General features: G+C 57.0%; 16 protein-coding genes. 2 read left to right on the top strand and 14 right to left on the bottom strand.

Annotation, left to right across the window (positions count from 1 at the left end):
* The 10 genes from gmd to AACV31_RS01495 all read right to left on the bottom strand — a co-directional run bounded on the left by gmd (position 1) and on the right by AACV31_RS01495 (position 10,281).
* Positions 1–1,122 (bottom strand): GDP-mannose 4,6-dehydratase, encoded by a 1,122-nt coding sequence (gene gmd, locus AACV31_RS01540; protein WP_015741790.1) that lies wholly within the window; start codon positions 1,120–1,122, stop codon positions 1–3.
* A 133-nt stretch (positions 1,123–1,255) separates the two neighbouring features.
* Positions 1,256–1,804 carry a colanic acid biosynthesis acetyltransferase WcaF gene (gene wcaF / locus AACV31_RS01535; RefSeq protein ID WP_007769029.1) on the bottom strand — a complete coding sequence of 183 codons (549 nt, stop codon included), beginning with the start codon at positions 1,802–1,804 and terminating at the stop codon, positions 1,256–1,258.
* Positions 1,805–1,826: 22 nt separating this feature from the next.
* Complete coding sequence (wcaE, locus tag AACV31_RS01530) at positions 1,827–2,579, bottom strand: colanic acid biosynthesis glycosyltransferase WcaE (protein ID WP_165154685.1); 753 nt, start codon at positions 2,577–2,579, stop codon at positions 1,827–1,829.
* A gap of 14 nt (positions 2,580–2,593) precedes the next feature.
* Positions 2,594–3,814, bottom strand: coding sequence for a colanic acid polymerase WcaD (gene wcaD / locus AACV31_RS01525; RefSeq protein WP_007769024.1), 1,221 nt, complete (start codon positions 3,812–3,814; stop codon positions 2,594–2,596).
* Entirely contained in the window at positions 3,789–5,006 is a 1,218-nt protein-coding gene (wcaC, locus tag AACV31_RS01520; protein ID WP_105537727.1) for a colanic acid biosynthesis glycosyltransferase WcaC, read from the bottom strand. Before wcaC ends, wcaD begins: the two co-directional genes overlap by 26 nt.
* Positions 5,003–5,491 (bottom strand): colanic acid biosynthesis acetyltransferase WcaB, encoded by a 489-nt coding sequence (gene wcaB / locus AACV31_RS01515; RefSeq protein WP_085958889.1) that lies wholly within the window; start codon positions 5,489–5,491, stop codon positions 5,003–5,005. Before wcaB ends, wcaC begins: the two co-directional genes overlap by 4 nt.
* Positions 5,492–5,493: 2 nt before the next feature.
* On the bottom strand, positions 5,494–6,339 hold the full coding sequence (gene wcaA / locus AACV31_RS01510) for a colanic acid biosynthesis glycosyltransferase WcaA (protein ID WP_075197304.1): 846 nt from the start codon (positions 6,337–6,339) through the stop codon (positions 5,494–5,496).
* Between the two features lie 188 nt (positions 6,340–6,527).
* Positions 6,528–8,690: a tyrosine-protein kinase Wzc gene (wzc, locus tag AACV31_RS01505; protein ID WP_007769018.1), complete on the bottom strand. Its 2,163-nt coding sequence runs from the start codon at positions 8,688–8,690 to the stop codon at positions 6,528–6,530.
* A 2-nt stretch (positions 8,691–8,692) separates the two neighbouring features.
* On the bottom strand, positions 8,693–9,136 hold the full coding sequence (gene wzb / locus AACV31_RS01500; protein ID WP_015741795.1) for a low molecular weight protein-tyrosine-phosphatase Wzb: 444 nt from the start codon (positions 9,134–9,136) through the stop codon (positions 8,693–8,695).
* A 5-nt stretch (positions 9,137–9,141) separates the two neighbouring features.
* The gene (locus AACV31_RS01495; protein ID WP_015741796.1) at positions 9,142–10,281 is read right to left on the bottom strand and encodes a polysaccharide export protein; all 1,140 of its coding nucleotides are present in this window, start codon (positions 10,279–10,281) and stop codon (positions 9,142–9,144) included.
* A 732-nt stretch (positions 10,282–11,013) separates the two neighbouring features.
* Here AACV31_RS01495 and AACV31_RS01490 point away from each other — a divergent pair.
* Positions 11,014–12,606, top strand: coding sequence for a TerC family protein (locus tag AACV31_RS01490; RefSeq protein WP_165154698.1), 1,593 nt, complete (start codon positions 11,014–11,016; stop codon positions 12,604–12,606).
* Positions 12,607–12,654: 48 nt separating this feature from the next.
* On the opposite strand, the gene asmA is transcribed toward AACV31_RS01490, so the two are convergent.
* The 3 genes from asmA to udk form a co-directional block, all read right to left on the bottom strand.
* Positions 12,655–14,496 (bottom strand): outer membrane assembly protein AsmA, encoded by a 1,842-nt coding sequence (gene asmA / locus AACV31_RS01485; protein ID WP_165154700.1) that lies wholly within the window; start codon positions 14,494–14,496, stop codon positions 12,655–12,657.
* A gap of 30 nt (positions 14,497–14,526) precedes the next feature.
* Positions 14,527–15,108, bottom strand: a complete 582-nt coding sequence (dcd, locus tag AACV31_RS01480) for a dCTP deaminase (protein WP_007699522.1) — start codon at positions 15,106–15,108, stop codon at positions 14,527–14,529.
* 83 nt (positions 15,109–15,191) lie between these two features.
* Complete coding sequence (gene udk, locus AACV31_RS01475) at positions 15,192–15,833, bottom strand: uridine kinase (RefSeq protein WP_004386755.1); 642 nt, start codon at positions 15,831–15,833, stop codon at positions 15,192–15,194.
* Positions 15,834–16,133: 300 nt separating this feature from the next.
* Between udk and AACV31_RS01470 the strand changes: the two genes are divergently transcribed.
* Positions 16,134–19,523 carry a diguanylate cyclase gene (locus AACV31_RS01470; protein WP_165154701.1) on the top strand — a complete coding sequence of 1,130 codons (3,390 nt, stop codon included), beginning with the start codon at positions 16,134–16,136 and terminating at the stop codon, positions 19,521–19,523.
* Here the strand turns inward: AACV31_RS01470 and alkA are convergent.
* Positions 19,513–20,361, bottom strand: a complete 849-nt coding sequence (gene alkA, locus AACV31_RS01465; protein WP_165154703.1) for a DNA-3-methyladenine glycosylase 2 — start codon at positions 20,359–20,361, stop codon at positions 19,513–19,515. The genes AACV31_RS01470 and alkA overlap by 11 nt on opposite strands.
* Between the last annotated feature and the right edge of the window lie 124 nt (positions 20,362–20,485).

The following is a 20,485-nucleotide window of genomic DNA, read 5'->3' as shown; positions in this document are numbered from 1 at the left end:
TCAGGACTCCAGCGCGATGGCAACCTCGTAGCCGTGAGATTTCAGCAGCGAGTGTTTCTTCGCGGCTTCGAGATCTTTCGCGACCATTTCAGAGACCATTTCCTGCAGAGTGATTTCCGGTTTCCAGCCCAGTTTTTCGTGTGCTTTGGTCGGGTCGCCCAGCAGGGTTTCCACTTCAGCAGGACGGAAGTAACGCGGGTCAACTTCAACGATCACGTCGCCCGGTTTCACGCCCGGTGCGTCATGGCCGGTCACGGAAACCACGATGCCTTTCTCTTCCACGCCTTTGCCTTCAAAGCGCAGTTTGATACCCAGCTGCGCGGCCGCCATTTCGACGAACTGACGCACGGAGTACTGCACGCCGGTCGCGATAACGAAATCTTCCGGCTGTTCCTGCTGCAGCATCATCCACTGCATTTTCACGTAGTCTTTGGCATGGCCCCAGTCACGCAGGGAGTCCATGTTGCCCAGGTGCAGGCAAGATTCCAGACCCTGTGCGATGTTGGCGATAGCGCGGGTGATTTTGCGGGTGACGAAGGTTTCGCCGCGGCGCGGGGATTCGTGGTTGAACAGAATGCCGTTGCACGCGTACATGCCGTAGGATTCACGGTAGTTTACGGTGATCCAGTAAGCGTACAGTTTCGCGACCGCATACGGAGAACGCGGGTAGAACGGGGTGGTTTCTTTCTGCGGGATTTCCTGCACCAGGCCATACAGCTCAGAGGTGGATGCCTGATAGAAACGGGTTTTCTTTTCCAGACCCAGGAAGCGGATAGCTTCCAGCAGGCGCAGGGTGCCCATGGCATCTACGTCTGCGGTATATTCCGGGGATTCGAAGGAGACCGCTACGTGGCTCATCGCGCCCAGGTTGTACACTTCGTCCGGCTGCACTTCCTGCAGGATACGGGTCAGGTTGGAGGTATCGGTCAGGTCGCCATAGTGCAGGTGGAATTTCGGGTTGGTGCTGTGCGGATCCTGGTAGATATGGTCAACGCGCTCGGTATTGAAGGAAGACGCGCGGCGTTTGATACCGTGGACTTCATAACCTTTCTCAAGCAGAAACTCAGCCAGATAGGAGCCATCTTGTCCGGTTACGCCGGTAATGAGAGCAACTTTACTCATAATTTGTTTTTCCTCTGTTTAAATCGGACTTTGCCTGGCTCACCAGGCCGTTTATTAATTCAGGGATCAGTGTCCTGCTCCCCTTTCCCAAACCCTCTCGGCTTGAGAGGGGAAATCGATGTGGCGCGGAGGGTTACTGCCCCTCCACCCGGTCGCGAACGATCTGCGCCGGATTGCCACGACAAATCTTGTTCGCCGGCAGCGTCTTAAATACGCTGCTGCGCGCGCCGACCACAGTGCCTGCGCCGATGGTCACGCCAGGCGCGACAAACACATCCGTCGCAAGCCAGGCCTTTTCGCCAATCACAATCGGCTCGGCGGTAATATCAAAATGCGGGCTCATGTAGTCGTGGCTGCCGGTGCACAGGTAGCATTTCTGCGATACCACGGCGTTCGCGCCGATGGTGATATCCCCAAGCGTATAGAGCACCGCGTCATCCCCGACCCAGGCGTAATCGCCGATGGTTAATTTCCACGGGTAGGTAATTTGCACCGAAGGGCGAATCACCACGCCTTTGCCAATTCGCGCGCCAAATAACCGTAATAAGAAGGCGCGCCAGCGATATAATATTTGCGGAGACCAGGCAAACAGCGTCGCCTGAACCGCCCACCACAGTTGAACCTTAATAGGGTGCCCGCCCCGGAAGCCTTTCGGCACCGAGAATCCGCTTAAATCTTGCATATGCTTTCCTTATGGCCAGGCTTTATGCTTTGTTATACAGCGCCTTAGCTTTTCCGGTCGTACGCATGCGTAATAAATAAGAAAGTTCTGTTAATATTCCAGGAACCCGCAATATGTTGCGTTGCACTTTTTTAGCGTCCTGACATAATTCCAGATTATTCGAGGTTGACACGCCGCCCATTGAGAATTCTGACACCAGCCCCTTCAGCTTTTTAAAGCCGTAGCCGGATTTATACATTTTGGCGGTTAACGCGTAATCGGATGAGACTTTATATTGCAGATCGTAGGGGTACTTTTTAAGCCCGGAAACCGGGAAGAAAATCGCCTGATGGCTGGCAGGCAGGCTGTGGTAAATATACCAGCCGCTTTTCGCGTTGCGGCGCATTTTATTGCCGTCACCGAAATCGAGCAGCGCATCGCCAATATACATCGCATTTTCATTTTCCGGCGCAGCGGCCAGCTGGCGCGCCACGTCGGCTACGCCTGGATGAAATATGTCGCCGGAATTCAGAAAAATCGCAAAGCGGCCGTTGGCCATTTCGATGCCTTTATTCATCGCATCGTAAATGCCGTGGTCTTTTTCGCTGACGAAACGCAGGTTGTACTGACCGTTGAGATCTTCCAGGAACTGCGCGGTACCGTCGTTAGAGCCGCCGTCCACCACAATCCATTCGAACTCGATCTCAGGCGCCTGCGCCAGGTGGGCCAGGGACTGCCAGGTCTTCACCACCCCTTCGTAATTGCGCCAGGCGACAGTAATTACACTTAAAAGCATCCGGGCCTACCTCATCAGGAATCTGTAATGTTTAACGCTTTACGCAGAATAAACGGACAAACAATTAAGAACGCATATTCCGGGCTAAAAATCGAACCGGTAAAAAACAGGGATACAGGTGTAAATAACCACAGCTGTACACGAAAATTCTGATTATTACCAAATGCGTTAATCATCATTTTCCCGACCCTGAACATATACCAGCCGGTGAGTAACACTGCGAACCATGAAAAATAAATGATTAGCAGGTAGAGCCCATTGTCTATTGTTTTTCCGACGTCCGCACCGTTAAAAATTCCGAATGATGCGACATATTCGTAAAGCGAACCAAAACGCACTACACCATCGATATTCGTCAGCGAATATCCCACCATCACCAGCGGTCCGATGATGCGATAATAGGATGACGAACCCTCTGTGCCTAAATCACCGATACGCTCCGCGATATACGGGAAGGCGAACACTACGCCTACGATAAACACAGCCAGGGAAACAATTGCCAGCGGCAACTTTTTACGAATCGCGTTTTTATTAAGATACTGAAACGCCCACTCCAGCAAATAAAACAGGATAAATGTCATCACGCCCGAAAACGAACCCGATAAGACTATCCCTAAAAGAATCATACCATCGGTTTTTGGGGTTTTGATACCAAACTGTTTGATGCTGAGCCAAATTGAGATTAACGCCAGAGCGAAGAACGCCGGCTCGAAATACATCGCCGTGGTGCGCCTGCCGCCAAACTTAATGAAATTGAGTACATAGCTGTTGCTGTAGATGAGAAACTTCGAGATGGTTTCCATCAGACTACTGCCGCCGGAGAGGATAATCTGCGCCATCTCCAGCGCCGCCAGCGTAACGATAAAGCCCACCACCAGGTAAAACAGCCGCAGAATTTTGCGGTAGTTACGCGGCGAGATGGTCTTGAAGCGAATGCTCCAGGTCATCCCGATGATGATAACCGTATACAGAAACAGCATCGTCGACGTGACATATTTACTGGCGTCGAGCGATTTACCGAACAGGTAGTTGAACATCGTCAGACCAGCGCCGAGTCCCAGCGCGATCATCAGCTTCTTCAGGTTAATCTTGTCCACGAACAGCAGCAGCAGCACCGGCAAAAACGTCACAATCGTAATCGGGAAACTCTCGCCAAGCTGCGCCAGTTTGACGTTCACCACCAGATAGATGAACGGCAGCAGCAGATAGCTACAGACTCTGATAGAACGAGACATATTCCTCCAGCATCTGTTGGCCGCTGTACGCTTCCCGACTGCGCGCCCGGAAGGCTTCAAGCGTGGTGCCGAAAACCGCTTCGGCGATCTGCGCTTTACCGCGCTGCGCCAGCAGCAGCACGTCATTGTCATCGACCGTTTTACCGCCCGATTTATTCAGCACTTCCTGCGCCGCCTCGCTGTGGGTGGCGATAACCGGCACGCCGATGGAAAGCGCTTCGCACAGAATCAGCGGGTAGTTATCGACGCGCGACGTAAACAGCAGCGCGTCCATCTGATTCAGTTCGTTCATCAGCTTACGTTTGTCGGTCAAAAAGCCGTGGTTGACTACATTGGCGCCTTCAAACGGCGAGAATTTGCCGAAGGTGTGCACTTCCACTTTATCGCCGAGCGCCACCAGATCGCGCACCAGACGCTGATTGGTTTTACCGTCGTAACGTAAATCGTGAGCCACAACGGCGATTTTCGGCGCGCCCGTGCCCGGCGGCATCAGCGGCAGTTCGGCGAGAATGGCTTCCGTCGCCACGTCGATGCCGTTGTTGATGATTTTGCAGCGCCCTGCCCCGTAGAGGCTGTTAAAGGCGTCGGCCACGTGCTGGCTTGGCGAAATAAAATGGCAGCCGAGCGCCAGCATGTCGCGAAAGCGCTGGCGTTTGTTATCGACCAGGCTGTGCGCGCGGTCGACTTTGACCGGCGGATAGTTGTCCAGCGTCGGGCATTTCTGGCAGCCGCTTTTCCAGCCTTCGCAGCCGTCGAGAAAGGCGCAGCGGCCGGTGACGCTCCAGTGATCGTGCAGCGTCCAGACGAAAGTGACGTCGCGCTTGTGCGCTTTCAGCTTCTGGCAGAACGCCACCACCTTATCGAGATTCAGCCAGTAGCTGTGCAATACATGAAAGTGCAGCACCACCGGCCCGTCGGCGCGCGTTACCCGACGGTAAAGCCCGTCGAGCGAGCCAAAGAGATCCTGGTTTACGAAGCGGAACAGCGCGATATTGGCGATCGAGGTCAGTCGCGGCGTATGTTTTTCCACTTCCGGGAAATTATCGTGACTGACGCTTTTTTTACCGCCCTTGCCGTAGCCGTAAATAAAACGGGAACGCATCCCTTTTTGCAGGGCGCGCTGATGAAGATCCAGCGCTACGCCTGCCGCGCCGCCTTCTGCGAGGCGGACATTAAATTGTAATATGTTCATTTAATTACCTTCACCCGCGCTTTTTCGCCGACCACCAGCGCATTGTCCGGCACGCTGTCCAGCACCACGCTGCCCGCGCCTATCGTGACGTTATTGCCGATGGTGATATCGCCAATGATCACCACGTTCGCCCCGAGCTCCACGCCGTTGCCGATAACCGGGCAGGCGAGGCTTTCCGCGCCGCGGTTGCCGATGGTGACGCCGTGGCGAATGGTGAAATCATCTCCGGCCACCACGTTTTTGTTGATAACGACGGCATAACCGTGGTGAATGGTGAAACGGCGGCCAATGGTGGCGGCGGCCTGAATTTCATACCCGAAAAAACATTCGGTAAAGAAGCGGTAGAGCAGCAGCACCGGCGCCGCCCACAGGTTGTTAAGCACGTTTTTTTTGCGCCACACCGAGCAGAAGTGCGCGATGCGATAGGCGACCACCATGCAGCAGGGGCGCAGGTTCCATGAATTCGCGCGCAGATCCTCAAGCAGCATTATTTCCCCCGCAGGCTGTCAGCCAGACGTTTGGTATTACGCACCGACAAAAGCGTCAGCAGCGTGCGCCAGTTCATGCGTTTATTACGGATCTGATAGAGCGTAAACAGCTGATATTTTTTGCTGGCGCGGTCGAATTTATCTTTGTGTTTACGGTAGAAGTGGAAATAACCGGCAAACTTTTTCGCCGATTTGGTTATCTGCATTTCACCGTGGTTGATATGCAGAATTTGCGTCGCGTCTTCCACTTTCCACGGCTCGCCGTAGGTCACGACCATGCGCAGGAACATGTCGTAGTCCTGCGCGGCGGCAAGCTCGTTATCAAACAGCGACTCTTTGAAACGCCACGCCCAGGTGAACACCTGGTTGCCGACGATGTTGCGCTTAAAGAACAACTTCAGCGACCACGGCGATTTCGGGTAGAGCGGCAGGCTGGTCGGCTGCGAGTAAACCTGGCCTTCGCACAGATAGTCGTTGGCGTAGAGAAACGCGTGCTGATTAAGCTTCTCTTTGTGCGAAAGGAAAACGGACAGCCGGTTCGGCATCCATTCGTCGTCATCGTCGATGCCGGTAATGAAATCGCCCTTCGCCTGCAGAATGGCCTGGTTGCGCACCGCGCACGCGCCGGAGTTAAAATCATTGCGCGTGTAGCTGACGCGCGGATCGTTAAGCGCCAGAACGAAGTTTTGCAGCTGCTCCCAGTTGCTGGAGCAGTCGTCGACAATGATAAGTTCCCAGTTGTCGTAGTCCTGGCGCAGCACGGAATTGATCGCCCGGATAGCCAGTTGCTGGCGGTTCCACGTCGGCATGTAAACAGACACTAAGGGGCGCGCGGTGCTGGTCATTGTGGTTTCTCCGAATGCTTAATGGATGTTATGCACGTTGCCGCAAGGGCGTAGCCGCTTAAGGCTGCGCCGTGTTCATTGCCCTCACCCCCGCCCTCCTCCTCAGAAAAGAGGAAGAAAATAAGCCTGCCGTTGGGGTTGCTTACCCTCCCGCAGGGAGCGGGAGGGCGAGGTGGGGAGGGACGCCGCTACTTGTGGTCCGATTTGTACTCGTACTCGTAGTAGCCGTAGTCCTGGTAGCCGGAAGCGCGACGGAAGATGGAGTTAAGGATAACCCCCCGGACTTCAATGCCGTTCTGCTCGAAGCGGCTCAGGCTGGTCTGTACTTCTTTAAGCGTGTTGACCGCATAGCGCGCGACCATCAGCGTGGTGCCGGCGTGGCGGCCGACGACGGCGGCATCGGTGACGGCCAGAATCGGCGGCGTATCGATAAGCACCATGTCGTAGTTCGCGCTCGCCCATTTCACCAGCTCCGCGAAACGTTCGCTCATCAGCAGCTCAGACGGGTTCGGCGGCACCTGACCGCGCGGCACCAGGTCAAAGCCCGGCACAGAGGTTTTCTGCGCGCAGCGGCTGATATCGCCCTGCCCTGACAGCACGTCAGAGAGTCCGTTGACGTTAGTCGTGCCAAGCAGCTCGTGGGTGTAGCCCTTACGCATATCGCAGTCGATCAGCAGCACGCGTTTGTGGGTCTGGCTGATCACCGCCGCCAGGTTGGCGCAGACAAACGTTTTACCGATAGACGGGCTTACACCGGTCAGCATCAGGACGTTGTTCGGCGCCTGCATCATGGCGAAGTGCAGACTGGTGCGCAGGCTGCGGATAGCCTCGATGGCGAGATCCGTCGGGTTGCCCACCGCCAGCAGCTGGCTCTGTTTGAAGCGTTTAACCCCTTTGACGGTCTTCACGCTGTCGCGCGATTTCTGCCATTCAGAGAGCGGGATACTGGCGTAGACGTTGATTCCCGCCTCTTCCAGCGCCAGCGGGCTTTCGATACCGCGGTTAAACAGCGAGCGCAGCAGCACAATCACGATGGAGAGCAGCAGGCCGAGAATAATGCTGCCAAGCACGATCAGCGCTTTCTTCGGCTTCACCACGCCCGGTTGAGTGATAGCCGGGTCGACGATACGCACATCGCCCACGGTGCTCGCCTCGGTGATTTTCAGCTCCTGCTGTTTGTTCAGCAGCTGCATGTACACCTGCTGGCCCGATTCCACATCACGGGTCAGACGGACGATCTCCTGCTGGGTTTTCGGCATCGCGGTGACGCGGTTATTCAGCTTCGCCTTTTCATCTTCCAGCGCCTGGCGTTTTTCCAGCAGCGTGCGATACGCCGGGTGCGCTTTGGTGTAGAGCTTGGAGATTTCCGCCTCTTTGAACGTCAGCTCGTTGAGCTGAGCGTCAATGTTCACCATTGAGTCCAGCACCGCTTTGGCCTCCAGCGGCAGGTCGACAGAATCCTGCTGCTGGCGATACGCGTTGAGTTTGTTCTCGGCGATATCCAGATTCGAGCGCACTTCCGGAAGCTGTTTGGCGAGAAACGCCAGGCTTTTGGCCGCTTCTTCCGATTTACGCTCGATATTCTGCTCAAGGTAATTACGGGTGATGCTGTTAAGAATATCGCGGATCTGATCGCGATCTTCGCCCATATACGTCAGGCTCAGCACGCCGGTGTCTTTACCCGTTTCGGTGACCGTCAGGTTGTTTTGCAGCTGATTGATCATGCCGAGCGTGGAGTATTTGGTGACGGTAAATTCACTGCCTTCCTGTGCGTGAATCTCGTCCACCATCATTTTCACGCCGTCTTTGCTCAGCGGTTTACCCACTTCGCCGCGGGCGCTAAAACCGCCGCTGCTGGTGAGCTGATACTGTTTCGGGCCCAGCACCGCGACCGTGAACTCATCCTCCGCCATGCCTTTCGGCAGATCGAAAGTGGTCACTTTAATGGTCTCGTCGGCGCGGCCCATCAGGCGTTCCCAGCCCGAACCAAACAGGGGGAACGTCTTTTTCTGAACGGCGATGTCGAGATCAAGATCGTCGACGGTTTTGCCGAGCACCAGACGGGACTGGATCAGCTGAATTTCCGCATCCGACGCGGGCGGCTTGTTTTGCAGCGCCGTGCTGATGTCCTGCACCAGGGAGTTGCCCTGATTCTGCTCGATTTGCACCAGCGCGTCGGCGCTGTAGATGGGAGTGGCGAACATGACATAAATCAGCGCGCCCAGCGCAAACAGCGCCGTAATGCCAAGCACCCACCAGCGTGCTTCCACCACAGTGCCGACCAGGCGTCCAATATCTATCTCGTCGCCGCCCTCCACCGGGGCGGCAGAATGTCTCACTTTATCAGTCATCGTTATCCCTGCTGCGTTTTCAGTGCCTGCGCCCACTGGCGGGCAGAGTGATCCAGAAGTGCGTAAACCGCCTCAAAGGCGTCCCGGCTTTTACGATACGGGTCGGGAATATCGCGCTGGTCGTCCCAGTGACCAAACAGCATCACTTTGCCGCGCATCTCCGGCGCCATGTCGCAAATCGAGGAGACATGACGCTTTTCCATGGCGAGGATTAAGTCGTACTCGCGGCACATCGCGCTGGTTAACTGGCGGGCCTCATGGCCCTCCAGAGAGAGGTCGTGCGCGGCCGCCACGCTCACCGCGCTGGCGTCTGCCCCCTTCCCGACCAGCGCCCCAAGGCCTGCGGACGCGACCGTCACGTCCGGCAGATGGCGTTTAAGCAATCGCTCCGCGGTAGGGGAACGACAGATGTTCCCCACGCAAACCACAAGTATTTTGTTAAACATAGGCGTTACCACTTGTGAATGTCGTTTGCTGTATCCGTCATGTAACGGACGCCACTGATGGTCGGCAGCAACTGGTTGATAAGACGGTTCCAGCGCGCCACCGGTGCGGTGGTGACATAGACCACGTCATACGGTTGCAGACGGAATTCCGTCGCCATAATGAGCGAAGTCGCATCGGACATATCAAGCTGGTAAATGTTGGCAATCTTGCCGCCGCGCTGGGTGTCGCCGCGCAGAGGACGGATAACAAAGATGCCGCTCGCGTTAGACGTCGTCAGATCGATACCTTCAGCCTGGCCGAGCGCTTCGGTCAGCGTCATACCACTGAAGTCCATTTTGAGCGTGCTCTGTTTCTTCACTTCGCCCATCACGAAGACTTTCAGATCGTCATTACGCGGAACGAATAAGATATCGCCCGGATAAAGCAGATGGTTCTGGCTCAGATCGCCGTTCTGCATCAGCGCCTGCAGGGAGATGCGGCGCTCCTGACCGTTATGGGTCAGCACGACGTTGCGCCAGTCAGCGGCGTCCGTCAGACCGCCTGCGGCGTTGATGGCATCCAGCACGGTCAGCGGCACGTTGGTGATGGCCTGCTGGCCCGATTTCGCCACCTGCCCTGAGATATAGGCTTTTTGCGAACGGAATGCGGCGATATTAACGTCCACCTGCGGGTCAGCGATGTACTGCGCTAAACGGCCGGTAATATCGCTGCGGATTTCAGCGAGGGTTTTGCCAACAACGTGGACCTTACCAATGTAGGGATAGAACATGGTGCCGTCCGGCTGCACCCAGTTACCGGTGTCGCTGGAGCTGCGGTACTGGCCCGCAGGCGTGGTGAGTTCCGGGTGATCCCAGACGGTGACGTTGAGTACGTCGCCCGGCCCTACACGATACTGGTAGTTGGCAATCTCCTGGTCGAGAGACATATTCGGCTGAGCCACGTTCGGACGAGGACGTAATTGTTCTACCAGTCGCGGCGTCAGCGGATATACGTTCACCATCCGGTCAAGATCAAAGTCTGCATCCTGTTGCTTGATCACGTCCTTTCCCATCGTAGACATATTGCTGCCGGGAAAAACAGTGCAACCGCTCATCAAGGTTACAGACACCAATAAAGGCATCAATTTCAGTCTGGATTTCATCATTGAATTTTTATCACTTTGGCAGAGTAATTATTCTGACCCTTTAAATAAGCCACCGTACCGCTTGTTCCTGCATCAAGAATGCGGCGTCAGGCGCCAGAATATAACTGGAATCATTCCTAAAAGTCGCTTATTTACCCATATACTATTGACAGAATAATTGAGGCTAATTGACAGACTTCAGGCACGCTACCGCCCTTGGCTTTCAGTTACCAATCTACTGCAAAAACAGACGGTTATATTGACACACCCCTGTGGAGCCTCTTCCAATTGGATTTATCTTATTGCAAGAGACGGTTCATTACGCTGGCGCACTGCTCATCCAGAACGCACAAAGAAAAATCCTTGTGTGCCGGTGGGAATAAGAAATGCTGAGTGGATTGTTGCAGCTAAAGTTTTGGCAGGCAAGTTAACGCACCGTTGCAGGGCTGTTTTTAAGAATAATATGAACAGCCCATTTTATTACTTTTAGGATTTTCTTCATGTTGACAGGCAGGGGCGTATAAACTACGCAGACATTATAATTAAGATATATCCGGGTAATATTATTATTTCATTCTTTTTCATTATGACCAAAATATGGCATCTGGCTACTTATTAGCTTTTATTTGCCACGTTTGGTTAATTTCCCGCCACTCTTCGCCGTTAAGATAATTCTGCCTCGCGTTGCAATTTAAGCGCGATTTATCCAGGATCATCAGACTGCTATTTATCTTAAAAGGTAACTGACCCCATATGGAATGGATTGCCGACCCCTCGATCTGGGCAGGTCTGGCCACGCTTATCGTGCTGGAGCTGGTGCTCGGAATCGACAACCTGGTGTTTATCGCCATCCTGGCTGAAAAACTGCCCCCCGCCCAGCGCGACCGCGCGCGCGTTACCGGCCTGATACTGGCGATGGTGATGCGTCTCGGCCTGCTGGCCTCCGTCTCGTGGCTGGTGACCCTCACCACACCGCTGTTAACCATCAAAAGCTTCAGCTTCAGCGCCCGCGATTTAATTATGCTGCTGGGCGGCCTGTTTCTGCTGTTTAAAGCGACCGTGGAACTTAACGAGCGGCTCGAAGGCAAAGATACGGAAAACCCGACGCAGCGGCGCGGCGCGAAATTCTGGGCCGTGGTGGCGCAGATTGTTATCCTCGATGCGGTCTTCTCGCTAGATTCGGTCATCACCGCGGTCGGCATGGTGGATCACCTGGCGGTCATGATGGCGGCGGTAATTATCGCCGTCTCCCTGATGCTGATGGCAAGCAAGGCGCTGACACGCTTTGTGAATCATCACCCGACGATTGTTATCCTCTGTCTCAGCTTTTTGCTGATGATAGGCTTCAGCCTGATTGCCGACGGCTTCGGCTTCCATATTCCTAAAGGCTATCTCTACGCGGCCATTGGCTTTTCTATTATTATCGAAGCCCTCAACCAGCTCGCAATTTTCAACCGCCGCCGTTTTCTCTCCACCGCCAATCAGACGCTGCGCCAGCGCACCACGGAAGCCGTAATGCGGCTTATCAGCGGTAAGAAAGAAGACGCCGATCTCGACCCGCAGACGGCGTCGCTGCTCGCCGATTACGACAACCATCCCCTGTTCAATCCGCAGGAACAACGGATGATTGAACGCGTGCTGAACCTTAACCAGCGCACCGTCAATAGCATTATGACCTCCCGTCACGACGTCGAGCATATCGATATCAACGCGCCAGAGGCGCAGGTACGCGCCCTGCTTGAGCGCAATCAGCATACCCGCGTGGTTATCCGCAGTGACGAAGACGAGGACGCACTGCTCGGCGTGGTGCATATCATCGACTTGCTGCAACAGTCGCTGCGCGGCGAGCCGCTCGATCTGCGCGCGCTGGTGCGCCAGCCACTGGTGTTCCCGGAAGGGTTGCCGCTGTTAAAAGCGCTGGAGCAGTTTCGCAACGCCCGCACTCACTTTGCGTTTGTGGTCGATGAGTTTGGCTCGGTGGAGGGGGTGGTGACGCTGAGCGACGTGATGGAAACCATCGCCGGTAATCTGCCAAACGAAGTGGAAGAGATTGACGCGCGCCACGACATTCAGAAAAACGCCGACGGTAGCTGGACCGCCAACGGCCATATGCCGCTGGAAGACTTGATTCAGTATGTTCCGCTGCCGCTTGACGAGAAGCGGGAGTACCACACGCTCGCCGGGCTGATGATGGAGTATCTGCAACGCATTCCGGGCGTGGGCGAAACGGTCCAGGTGGGACATTACCGGCTCACCACGCTCGCGGTGGAACAGCATCGCATTCAGAAAGTGCGAATCACCTCGCAGGCTGTGCCGCAGGAAACGCCGACCGACGACGCGGCGTAACGCCATAAAAAAAGCGGCCGCCAGGGCCGCTTTTTTGTGTGGTGGAGATTACAGCTTATCGAGCAGTTTTTTCACATCCTGCGCGTCGTTGCTGCCTTTATGGCGCTCGCTCCAGTCGCTCAGCCGACGTTTGGCTTCATCCTGCAGATGCTTACGCAACAGCTGATCGACCTGCAAACTGTAGTTAAGCGCCTTCCACGAACCGTAGACGCGCAGTGGCACCGGCGTGGCTTTAAGCCACTGCACCAGTTTATCGTCGCCTTTCCAGCCGTCGGTCACCTGTACTTTAAAGCGCGTGTCGCACTGCTCGCGCACCAGATCGAGCGTGCCCTCCCCGCTTAAGGCCAGCAGTGAAGACTGCCCCTGCATCTCGTCAAGCGTCAGCTCGCCGTGATCCAGCGTCGCGTGCGTGGTGAAACTGTCGAGCGTGGTGGCGTTGTCGAAATCTTCGCGCGCGCTCACCCCACCGCCGCTGCGTTCTACCGCCTGCTGGATAAGCTGCTGGAAATTCAGCCCTTCCATGCGGCTGCCTTTAAGCGCAAGCGTCGCCTCGCCTTCCCAGTTTTCACGAAACGCCTGGGCGTCGATGCGATCGCCCTGAAACTTACCGTCAACGCTCATTTTGCCGGTCAGCGCGATAGGGTAATTAAAGGCGCGCAGGATCTCGCCCACTTCAATATCTTTCGCGTTGACCGTAAAACGCGCGTCCGGGACATCATCGCGCGCGTCAAGCCTTCCCGGCAGCGACAGTTCGCCCGCGCCGAGTTTGCCGGTCAGCGCGCTAAGCGTCAGCAGCCCCGCCTGATTGCGCATCTGCGTATTGACGTTGCTGAAGGTCAGCCCACGCCAGCGTACGCTGTCGGCCTGAATACGGGCGCTGGCGTTAAAACCACGCAGCCCCACATACGGCGCCTGGTCCACTTCAGCGGCAATCACCGGGCGCGGCAACGCGCTCTGCTGGCCCTGCTGGGCGACGGCGGTAGTGGTGGCCGGGTCCGGCGCGAGCAGTTTTTCCAGATCCAGCGCGCTGAAATGCAGATCGAGATCCCAGGCCGGCGTGTCGCCAAGCGTCACGCTCCCCTGCCCGGCAAGCTGGCTGTCGTTGGCTTTAAGGTTGAGCGCGCTGAATTCCAGGCGCTTGTCGCCCTCAAGCCAGCGTGCCTGGAACGTGCCTTCGCCTGTGATGCCGTCACGGGGAAGATCGGCGCCGTGCAGTTGCCAGGAGAGCTGCGACACCGTGGCGCTCAGGGTTTGCGGATAGTCGGCGGCGTTCAGCGCGGCAGTGAGCGAGAGCGTCAGATCGCGCTGATCGCGGCTGACTTTGCCACTCAGCTCAAGCTGCGCATCGTGGTACTCGTTCTGCTCCATTTGCAAATTAATGTTGCGAACGGTGACCTGTTCATCATCTTTATGCTGGAACACCAGCACGCTGTCGGCCACTTTAAGACGGGCGATGTCGAACGACCAGCCGCGGGTATCTTCTACCGGCGGCGCGCTGTTTTTCGGCCCGACCGGCGCGCCCGGTTCGTGCCGCGCCTCGCTCTGGGGCGTGAGCTGCACCACCGCGCCTTTCAGCATCACCTGACGCACAGCGAGCTGGTGCGAGAGCAGCGGAAACAGCGCCACATCCAGACGCATGTTATCGGCGCTGACCAGCGGCTGGCTGGCGCCGGGCGCGGTAAGGCTCATCCGGCCCGAGAGAATGCTGAGCTGCGGCCAGACGTGCCAGCGCAGCGGGCCATCAAGCTTCAGCTGATACCCGCTGCGCCGCTCGACCTGGCTTATCATGTAACTGCGAAAATCGTTGGGATTTACCAGCATCACCAGCGCGGAGAGACCGGCGAAAAACACCACCAGTAAGATCATCAGCGTGGTCAGAACTCGTCTCATGGCATCCTCTGCAGACCGGCCCGCGGGCGCTTAGTCTTTGTCTATACGGCTGGCGACAGCACCCTGCTGATCGCGATATTTCGCATCCTGACGGCGGTTGTAAGGACGCTCTGCCGGGCCGGAAAGCGGCTCGAAGCTCAGCGCGCCAATCAACATGCCAGGGCGCAACGCCAGGGGCAACTTACCTGAATTATAGAACTCCAGCACAATACAGCCCTGCCAGCCCGGATCGATACGGTGCGCGGTGACGTGCACCATCAGCCCGAGCCGCGCCAGCGACGAACGTCCGTCGAGCCAGCCGACCAGATCGGCCGGCAGCGTGACGGACTCATAGGTCACCGCCAGCGCCAGCTCGCCCGGATGGAGGTAAAACGCCTCGCCGTCGTTCAGCACGATTTCGTCGCTCATGACGCGATCGAGCGCCGCGCTCACTTCATCTTTCGGGCCGCTTAAATCGATAAACGCGGCGGTATGGCCGCGGAAGGTGCGGAATTTATTGCCAAGACGCACATCCACCGTGGCGCCGTTAATGCGCTCCACCGGCGGACGCGGGGTAATCGCCAGTCGGCCTTCATCCAGCCAGGCTTCAATATCTCGGTCACAAAGACGCATTACACTCTCCTGATGTGTTCAGGCTTCCGGCAAACGCCGAAAGCCTGAGGGTAACTTCTGGAACGGTACACGCAAAACGCAGCTTATTCAAAGAACTGGCTGATTTTCGCCTTGAGAATATCGATAGCGATGCGGTTCTTGCCTCCGCGCGGCACGATGATGTCGGCGTACTGCTTGGAAGGATCGATAAATTGCAGGAACATCGGGCGCACCGTTTTCTGATACTGCGTCATCACAGAGTCCATAGAACGGCCGCGCTCGTTGACGTCACGCTTAATGCGGCGCATCAGGCAGATATCCAGCGGGGTATCGACGAAAATCGAGAAATTCATCTCTTCGCGCAGACGCGCGTCGGTGAGCAGCAGGATCCCTTCCAGAATAATCACCTTTTTCGGTTCGATATGTACCGTTTGCGCGGTACGCGTGTGCTCCACGTAGCTGTAAACCGGCAGCTCGATGGGTTTACCTGCTTTCAGCATTTGCAGGTGTTGAAACAGCAGGTTGTGATCCATCGCGTTCGGATGGTCATAATTGGTTTTAACCCGCTCCTCCATGGACAGATGACTTTGATCCTTGTAATAGCTGTCTTCTGGAATAACACCAATGTGTTCATCACCGACCTGCTCACGCAGCTCCCGATAGAGGGTACTTGCGATAAGGCTTTTACCTGAAGCCGATGCGCCGGCGATGCCGATGATGACGCATTGATGGGACTTGTCAGTCATAAATTAGCGACCTGGTTTACATAATAAAGAGAAAAGGAAGGGTGACGCCGTCGCGCCAGACGCGGCAATTATAGGGATTTCACGAAATTGATACCAGTCGATGCTGCAATCGTGAGAATAAGTGCGCAAATTCTGTCGTCTGTGGCAGGTGAAAAGCGGTGTTTTTCGCCGTGTAAACAGGCATTAAGCGAGGCGCAGGCTCTCCGGCGCGCTTTTTATTATTCACCGCAGTTAATTTATGAGCAGACGCCATAGGAATTGTAAATTGTTTGTACTAGCATAACCGAAACATTTTTCCTGATGCGTCCGGGTATTGCACCTGACGGCAATGCCTATGCGGATTATGTGGTAATGATCAAAAAAAAGAACAAGCAGGAGCTGGCGGCCACGCCGCATCCTCTGCTGCGCTTAGTAAGCCTGGGCTTACTGACCTACATTTTTACGCTCTTTTCGCTTGAGCTGACGCTATTCGACACGCTTCTGGCCCCGCTGTGGTTCCCGACCTCCATTATGATGGTGGCGTTCTTTCGTCACGCCCTGCGCCTGTGGGCGCCGATTGCGCTGGTCTGCGGCGCGGGCACGGTGCTGGCGAGCCTGACGCTGTTCCCGGCCGCGCACCTTGAGCTCTCTTATACCGTTATCAATATTATCGAAGCGCTGCTGGGCGCAACGCTACTGCGCAAACTGCTGCCCTGGTACAACCCGCTTAAAAATCTCAATAACTGGATTCGGCTGGCGTTCGCCAGCGCCGTGGTGCCGCCGCTGGTGGGGGCACTGCTCCTGACGGCCATCAGCGATGTCCACGTCACGCTGCGCCTGGCGCTGGTGTGGATCTTATCGGAAACCATCGGCGCGCTCGCGCTGGTGCCGCTCGGGCTGCTGTTTAAAGCGCGCTACCTGCTGCGTCATCGCAGCCCGCGCCTGTTGGCCGAAAGCCTGGCGACCCTCTGCGTCACGCTGCTGTGCAGCTGGCTGGCGCTGCACTATATGCCGTGGCCCTTCACCTTCGTGATTGTGCTGCTGATGTGGAGCGCCATCCGCCTGCCGCGGCTGGAGGCGTTCACGGTCTTTCTCGCCACCGTCATGATGGTCTCTTTTGTTATCGCCACTAACCCGACGCTGCTTGATTTGCCGCATGAAGGCGTAGTGATCAATGCGCCCTGGCTGCCCTTTTTAATGATCCTGCTGCCCGCTAACGTGATGACGATGGTGATGTACGCCTCCAGGGAAGAGCGCAAGCTCATTACCGAGAGCGAGACGCGCTTTCGCAACGCGATGGAATATTCCGCCATCGGCATGGCGCTGGTCTCGACAGAAGGCGGCTTCTTGCAGGTTAACAAAGCGCTCTGTACGTTTCTTGGCTATACGCCCGAGCAGCTCGCGAATATGAGCTTCCAGCAGATGACCTACCCGGAAGATCTGCATGCCGATATGGCGCAGGTCGAGAAGCTGCTGAACGGCGAGATGAATAACTACTCGATGGAGAAGCGCTACTACACCCGCGCGGGCGATGTGGTATGGGCGCTGCTGGCGGTCTCTATCGTGCGCCAGCGCGACGGCTCGCCGCTCTACTTTATCGCCCAGGTGGAGGATATTACCGATCTCAAGCGCACCGAGTGGGTGAACAAACGTCTGATGGAGCGTATTACGCTCGCCAACGAAGCAGGCGGCATCGGCATCTGGGAGTGGGAACTTGGCACCGACGTGCTCGCCTGGGATCAGCGCATGTTTGAGCTTTTCGAAGTGCCGCCGCACACGCGCCCGACCTACCAGCTCTGGAAATCGCGGCTGCTGAAAGAAGATGTCGCCCAGGCGGAAGCCACCATCCAGGAGGCGCTGCGCGCGCGCGTGCCGTTTAAGATGGAATATCGCATTCAGGTGAAAAACGGCGTGCGCCACATTCGCGCGCTGGCCAACCGCGTGCTGAATAAACAGGGCGAGGTGGAGCGGCTGCTCGGCGTGAACATGGACATGACCGAGGTGAAACAGCTTAACGAGGCGCTGTTCCAGGAGAAAGAGCGGCTGCATATCACGCTCGATTCTATCGGCGAAGCGGTGATTTGTACCGATATCGATATGAACGTCACCTTTATGAACCCGGTCGCCGAGAAAATGAGCGGCTGGCGTCAGGAAGAGGCTATCGGCCAGCCAATCCTCGCGATTCTGCGTATCACGTTTGGCGATAACGGTCCGCTGCTTAACGATATTCACAACGGCGAAGCCTCGCAGGCCGGCACCGGTATTGAACAGGATGTGGTGCTGCACTGCCGCAGCGGCGGCAATTACGACATTCATTACACCATTACGCCGCTCAGCACGCTGGAAGGGGAAAATATCGGCTCGGTGCTGGTTATCCATGACGTTACCGAATCGCGCAAAATGCTGCGCCAACTGAGCTACAGCGCCTCGCACGACGCCCTCACCCATCTCGCCAACCGCGTAAGCTTTGAAAGCCATCTCAAGCGGCTGCTGCAAAGCGTCAGCGACAACCATCAGCGCCACGCGCTGGTTTATATCGATCTCGATCGTTTTAAAGCGGTGAACGATTCCGCCGGACATGCGGCAGGCGACGCGCTGCTGCGGGAACTCGCGTCGCTGATGCTGGGGATGCTGCGCACGACTGACGTGCTGGCGCGCCTTGGCGGCGATGAATTTGGCCTGCTGCTGCCGGATTGCAGCCTGGAGAACGCCCGCACCATCTGCGAGCGCATCGTGGCGGCCATCAATGAATACCCGTTTGTCTGGGAGAGCCGTCTGCACCGCATCGGCGCCAGCGCGGGGATTACCCTTATCGAGGCGACAAATAACCAGGCGCAGGAAGTGATGTCGCAGGCGGATATCGCCTGTTACACCTCGAAGAACGCCGGGCGCGGCGTGGTGACGGTTTACGAACCGCACCAGCAGCAGCTCCATAATGGCCGCGGCACCCTGACCGCCCAGGAGCAGCAGCGCATGATAAGCGAACACCATCATGTGCTGATGGTGCGTCCGGTCGCCTCGCCGCGCGTGCCGGAAAGCGCCAGTTTCTGGCTGCTGTCGCTGCGCCTGTGGACCAGCGAAGGCGAAATGATAGAAGAGCACAGCTTCCGCGCGGGGCTGACCGATCCGGAGCTGATACAGGCGCTGGACACCCGCATGATGACCGATTTCTTTCGCGATCACGCCGCGAATGTGGCGCGCAAGGGCGTCGGCGTGGCGCTGACCCTCTCCGCTGCGACGCTGTTAAACGCCCAGCGCCTCGATGCGCTGCTGGCGCAGCTTGCCGCCAGCCCGCTGCCGCCGCGCCTGCTGCATCTGATTATCAACAGCGAGGTGTTAATGCAGGATGCCGCGACGGCGCGCCGCCATCTGGCGCGCCTGCGTGAAGCGGGTTGCCGGGTCGTGCTGAGCCACATCGGCCGCGAGCTGGAAGTGTTTGAACATTTCTCTGCCGCCTGCGCCGATTACATCATGGTGGCAAGCGACCTGGTGACCGACGCCCATGCGAGCCTGATGGACGAAATGCTGCTGACGATTGTGATGGGCAATGCGCGCCGCCTCGGCCTGCAAACCATCGCGGGCCCCGCCGACCAGCAGTCGTTGCTGGAAACGCTCGCGAGTGTGGGCATCGATCTGGTTTACGGCGAAACGGTGGCCCAGACGCAGGCGCTGACCGCGCGCCTCGCCACCAGCTATTTCGCTATTCACTAAGCGGCGTCTGCCAGTCCTGAGCGTACCAGATGTGTAAAAGCGCGTAGGTGCGCCACGGCTGCCAGCGCGCGGCATAGCGGCGGATCTGCGCGGGCGTCATCGGCGCGAAACGCTGCTTAATCAGATAGTCGTCCGGCAGAAAGATATCCGGCGCCTGCCAGCCGCGCATCGCGAAATAATTCGCCGTCCAGGGACCGATCCCCGGCAGTTGCGTCAGCGCTTTCACGCCAGCCGCCACATCCTCCGGGCAGGTGAGCGGAAACCGCCCGGCCAGATGTTCATGGGCGAGCCGGATAAGCGCCCCGGCGCGCATCAACGGCATCCCGAGCGCTTTGAGCGTCGCAGGCTCAGCGCGCGCCATCTCTTCAGGCGTCGGAAAGCGCCAGCCGGTTCCATCCTCAAGCGGCGCGCCCACCGCCTGCACTACTTTGCCGGTCAGCTTCGCCGCCATCGCCACGCTCACCAGCTGCCCGAGAATCGCGCGCACGCCCTGCTCAAACACATCCACCGAACCCGGTAACCGCAACCCTGGCCTGCTGGCGGCGAGCGGCCCGAGCGTCTCCAGCATTGGCGTCGGGTCGAAATCCAGATCGAACAGCCGCACCACGCGCGCCTGCACCGCTTCCGCCACCGGCAGCAGGCCGTCGCTCATGTCGAGCGTCAGCGTCGCGCGCGCCGGATGCGGCGTGACGCTAAACCAGCCCTGATGCACGCCGATAGCCAGCGTGCGCCGGTAGCGGCTTTCGCTCACCTCTTCAATGCCCGCCACGGCACGGTCGCTGAGAAAACGTAACATCCATGGCCAGTCGTAAGGTGGCTGATAGCGAAGCGTAAACATGGCGTCTCCTTTGTTGATGATTTCTAAAGCTTAATCGCTACGGCCTTTTTTTGCCTTGCGCGGTTATTCCATTTGCCGCCGACGCGACATTTCGCTAAAGTCGCCCCCCTTCTTCACGGCATGG

Source organism: Cronobacter sp. EKM101R, from assembly GCF_963888145.1.
In the GTDB taxonomy this organism is placed as follows: domain Bacteria; phylum Pseudomonadota; class Gammaproteobacteria; order Enterobacterales; family Enterobacteriaceae; genus Cronobacter; species Cronobacter turicensis.
The sequence above is the reverse complement of the archived record's forward strand: the minus strand, read 5'-3'. Positions and strand labels throughout refer to the sequence as shown.

Bases quoted from the DNA above. Each gene is read 5' to 3' on its own strand.
- gmd (WP_015741790.1), bottom strand. From the start codon at position 1,122: ATGAGTAAAGTTGCTCTCATTACCGGCGTAACCGGACAAGATGGCTCC.
- wcaF (WP_007769029.1), bottom strand. From the start codon at position 1,804: ATGCAAGATTTAAGCGGATTCTCGGTGCCGAAAGGCTTCCGGGGCGGG.
- wcaE (WP_165154685.1), bottom strand. From the start codon at position 2,579: ATGCTTTTAAGTGTAATTACTGTCGCCTGGCGCAATTACGAAGGGGTG.
- wcaD (WP_007769024.1), bottom strand. From the start codon at position 3,814: ATGTCTCGTTCTATCAGAGTCTGTAGCTATCTGCTGCTGCCGTTCATC.
- wcaC (WP_105537727.1), bottom strand. From the start codon at position 5,006: ATGAACATATTACAATTTAATGTCCGCCTCGCAGAAGGCGGCGCGGCA.
- wcaA (WP_075197304.1), bottom strand. From the start codon at position 6,339: ATGACCAGCACCGCGCGCCCCTTAGTGTCTGTTTACATGCCGACGTGG.
- wzc (WP_007769018.1), bottom strand. From the start codon at position 8,690: ATGACTGATAAAGTGAGACATTCTGCCGCCCCGGTGGAGGGCGGCGAC.
- wzb (WP_015741795.1), bottom strand. From the start codon at position 9,136: ATGTTTAACAAAATACTTGTGGTTTGCGTGGGGAACATCTGTCGTTCC.
- AACV31_RS01495 (WP_015741796.1), bottom strand. From the start codon at position 10,281: ATGATGAAATCCAGACTGAAATTGATGCCTTTATTGGTGTCTGTAACC.
- AACV31_RS01490 (WP_165154698.1), top strand. From the start codon at position 11,014: ATGGAATGGATTGCCGACCCCTCGATCTGGGCAGGTCTGGCCACGCTT.
- asmA (WP_165154700.1), bottom strand. From the start codon at position 14,496: ATGAGACGAGTTCTGACCACGCTGATGATCTTACTGGTGGTGTTTTTC.
- dcd (WP_007699522.1), bottom strand. From the start codon at position 15,108: ATGCGTCTTTGTGACCGAGATATTGAAGCCTGGCTGGATGAAGGCCGA.
- udk (WP_004386755.1), bottom strand. From the start codon at position 15,833: ATGACTGACAAGTCCCATCAATGCGTCATCATCGGCATCGCCGGCGCA.
- AACV31_RS01470 (WP_165154701.1), top strand. From the start codon at position 16,134: ATGCGTCCGGGTATTGCACCTGACGGCAATGCCTATGCGGATTATGTG.
- alkA (WP_165154703.1), bottom strand. From the start codon at position 20,361: ATGTTTACGCTTCGCTATCAGCCACCTTACGACTGGCCATGGATGTTA.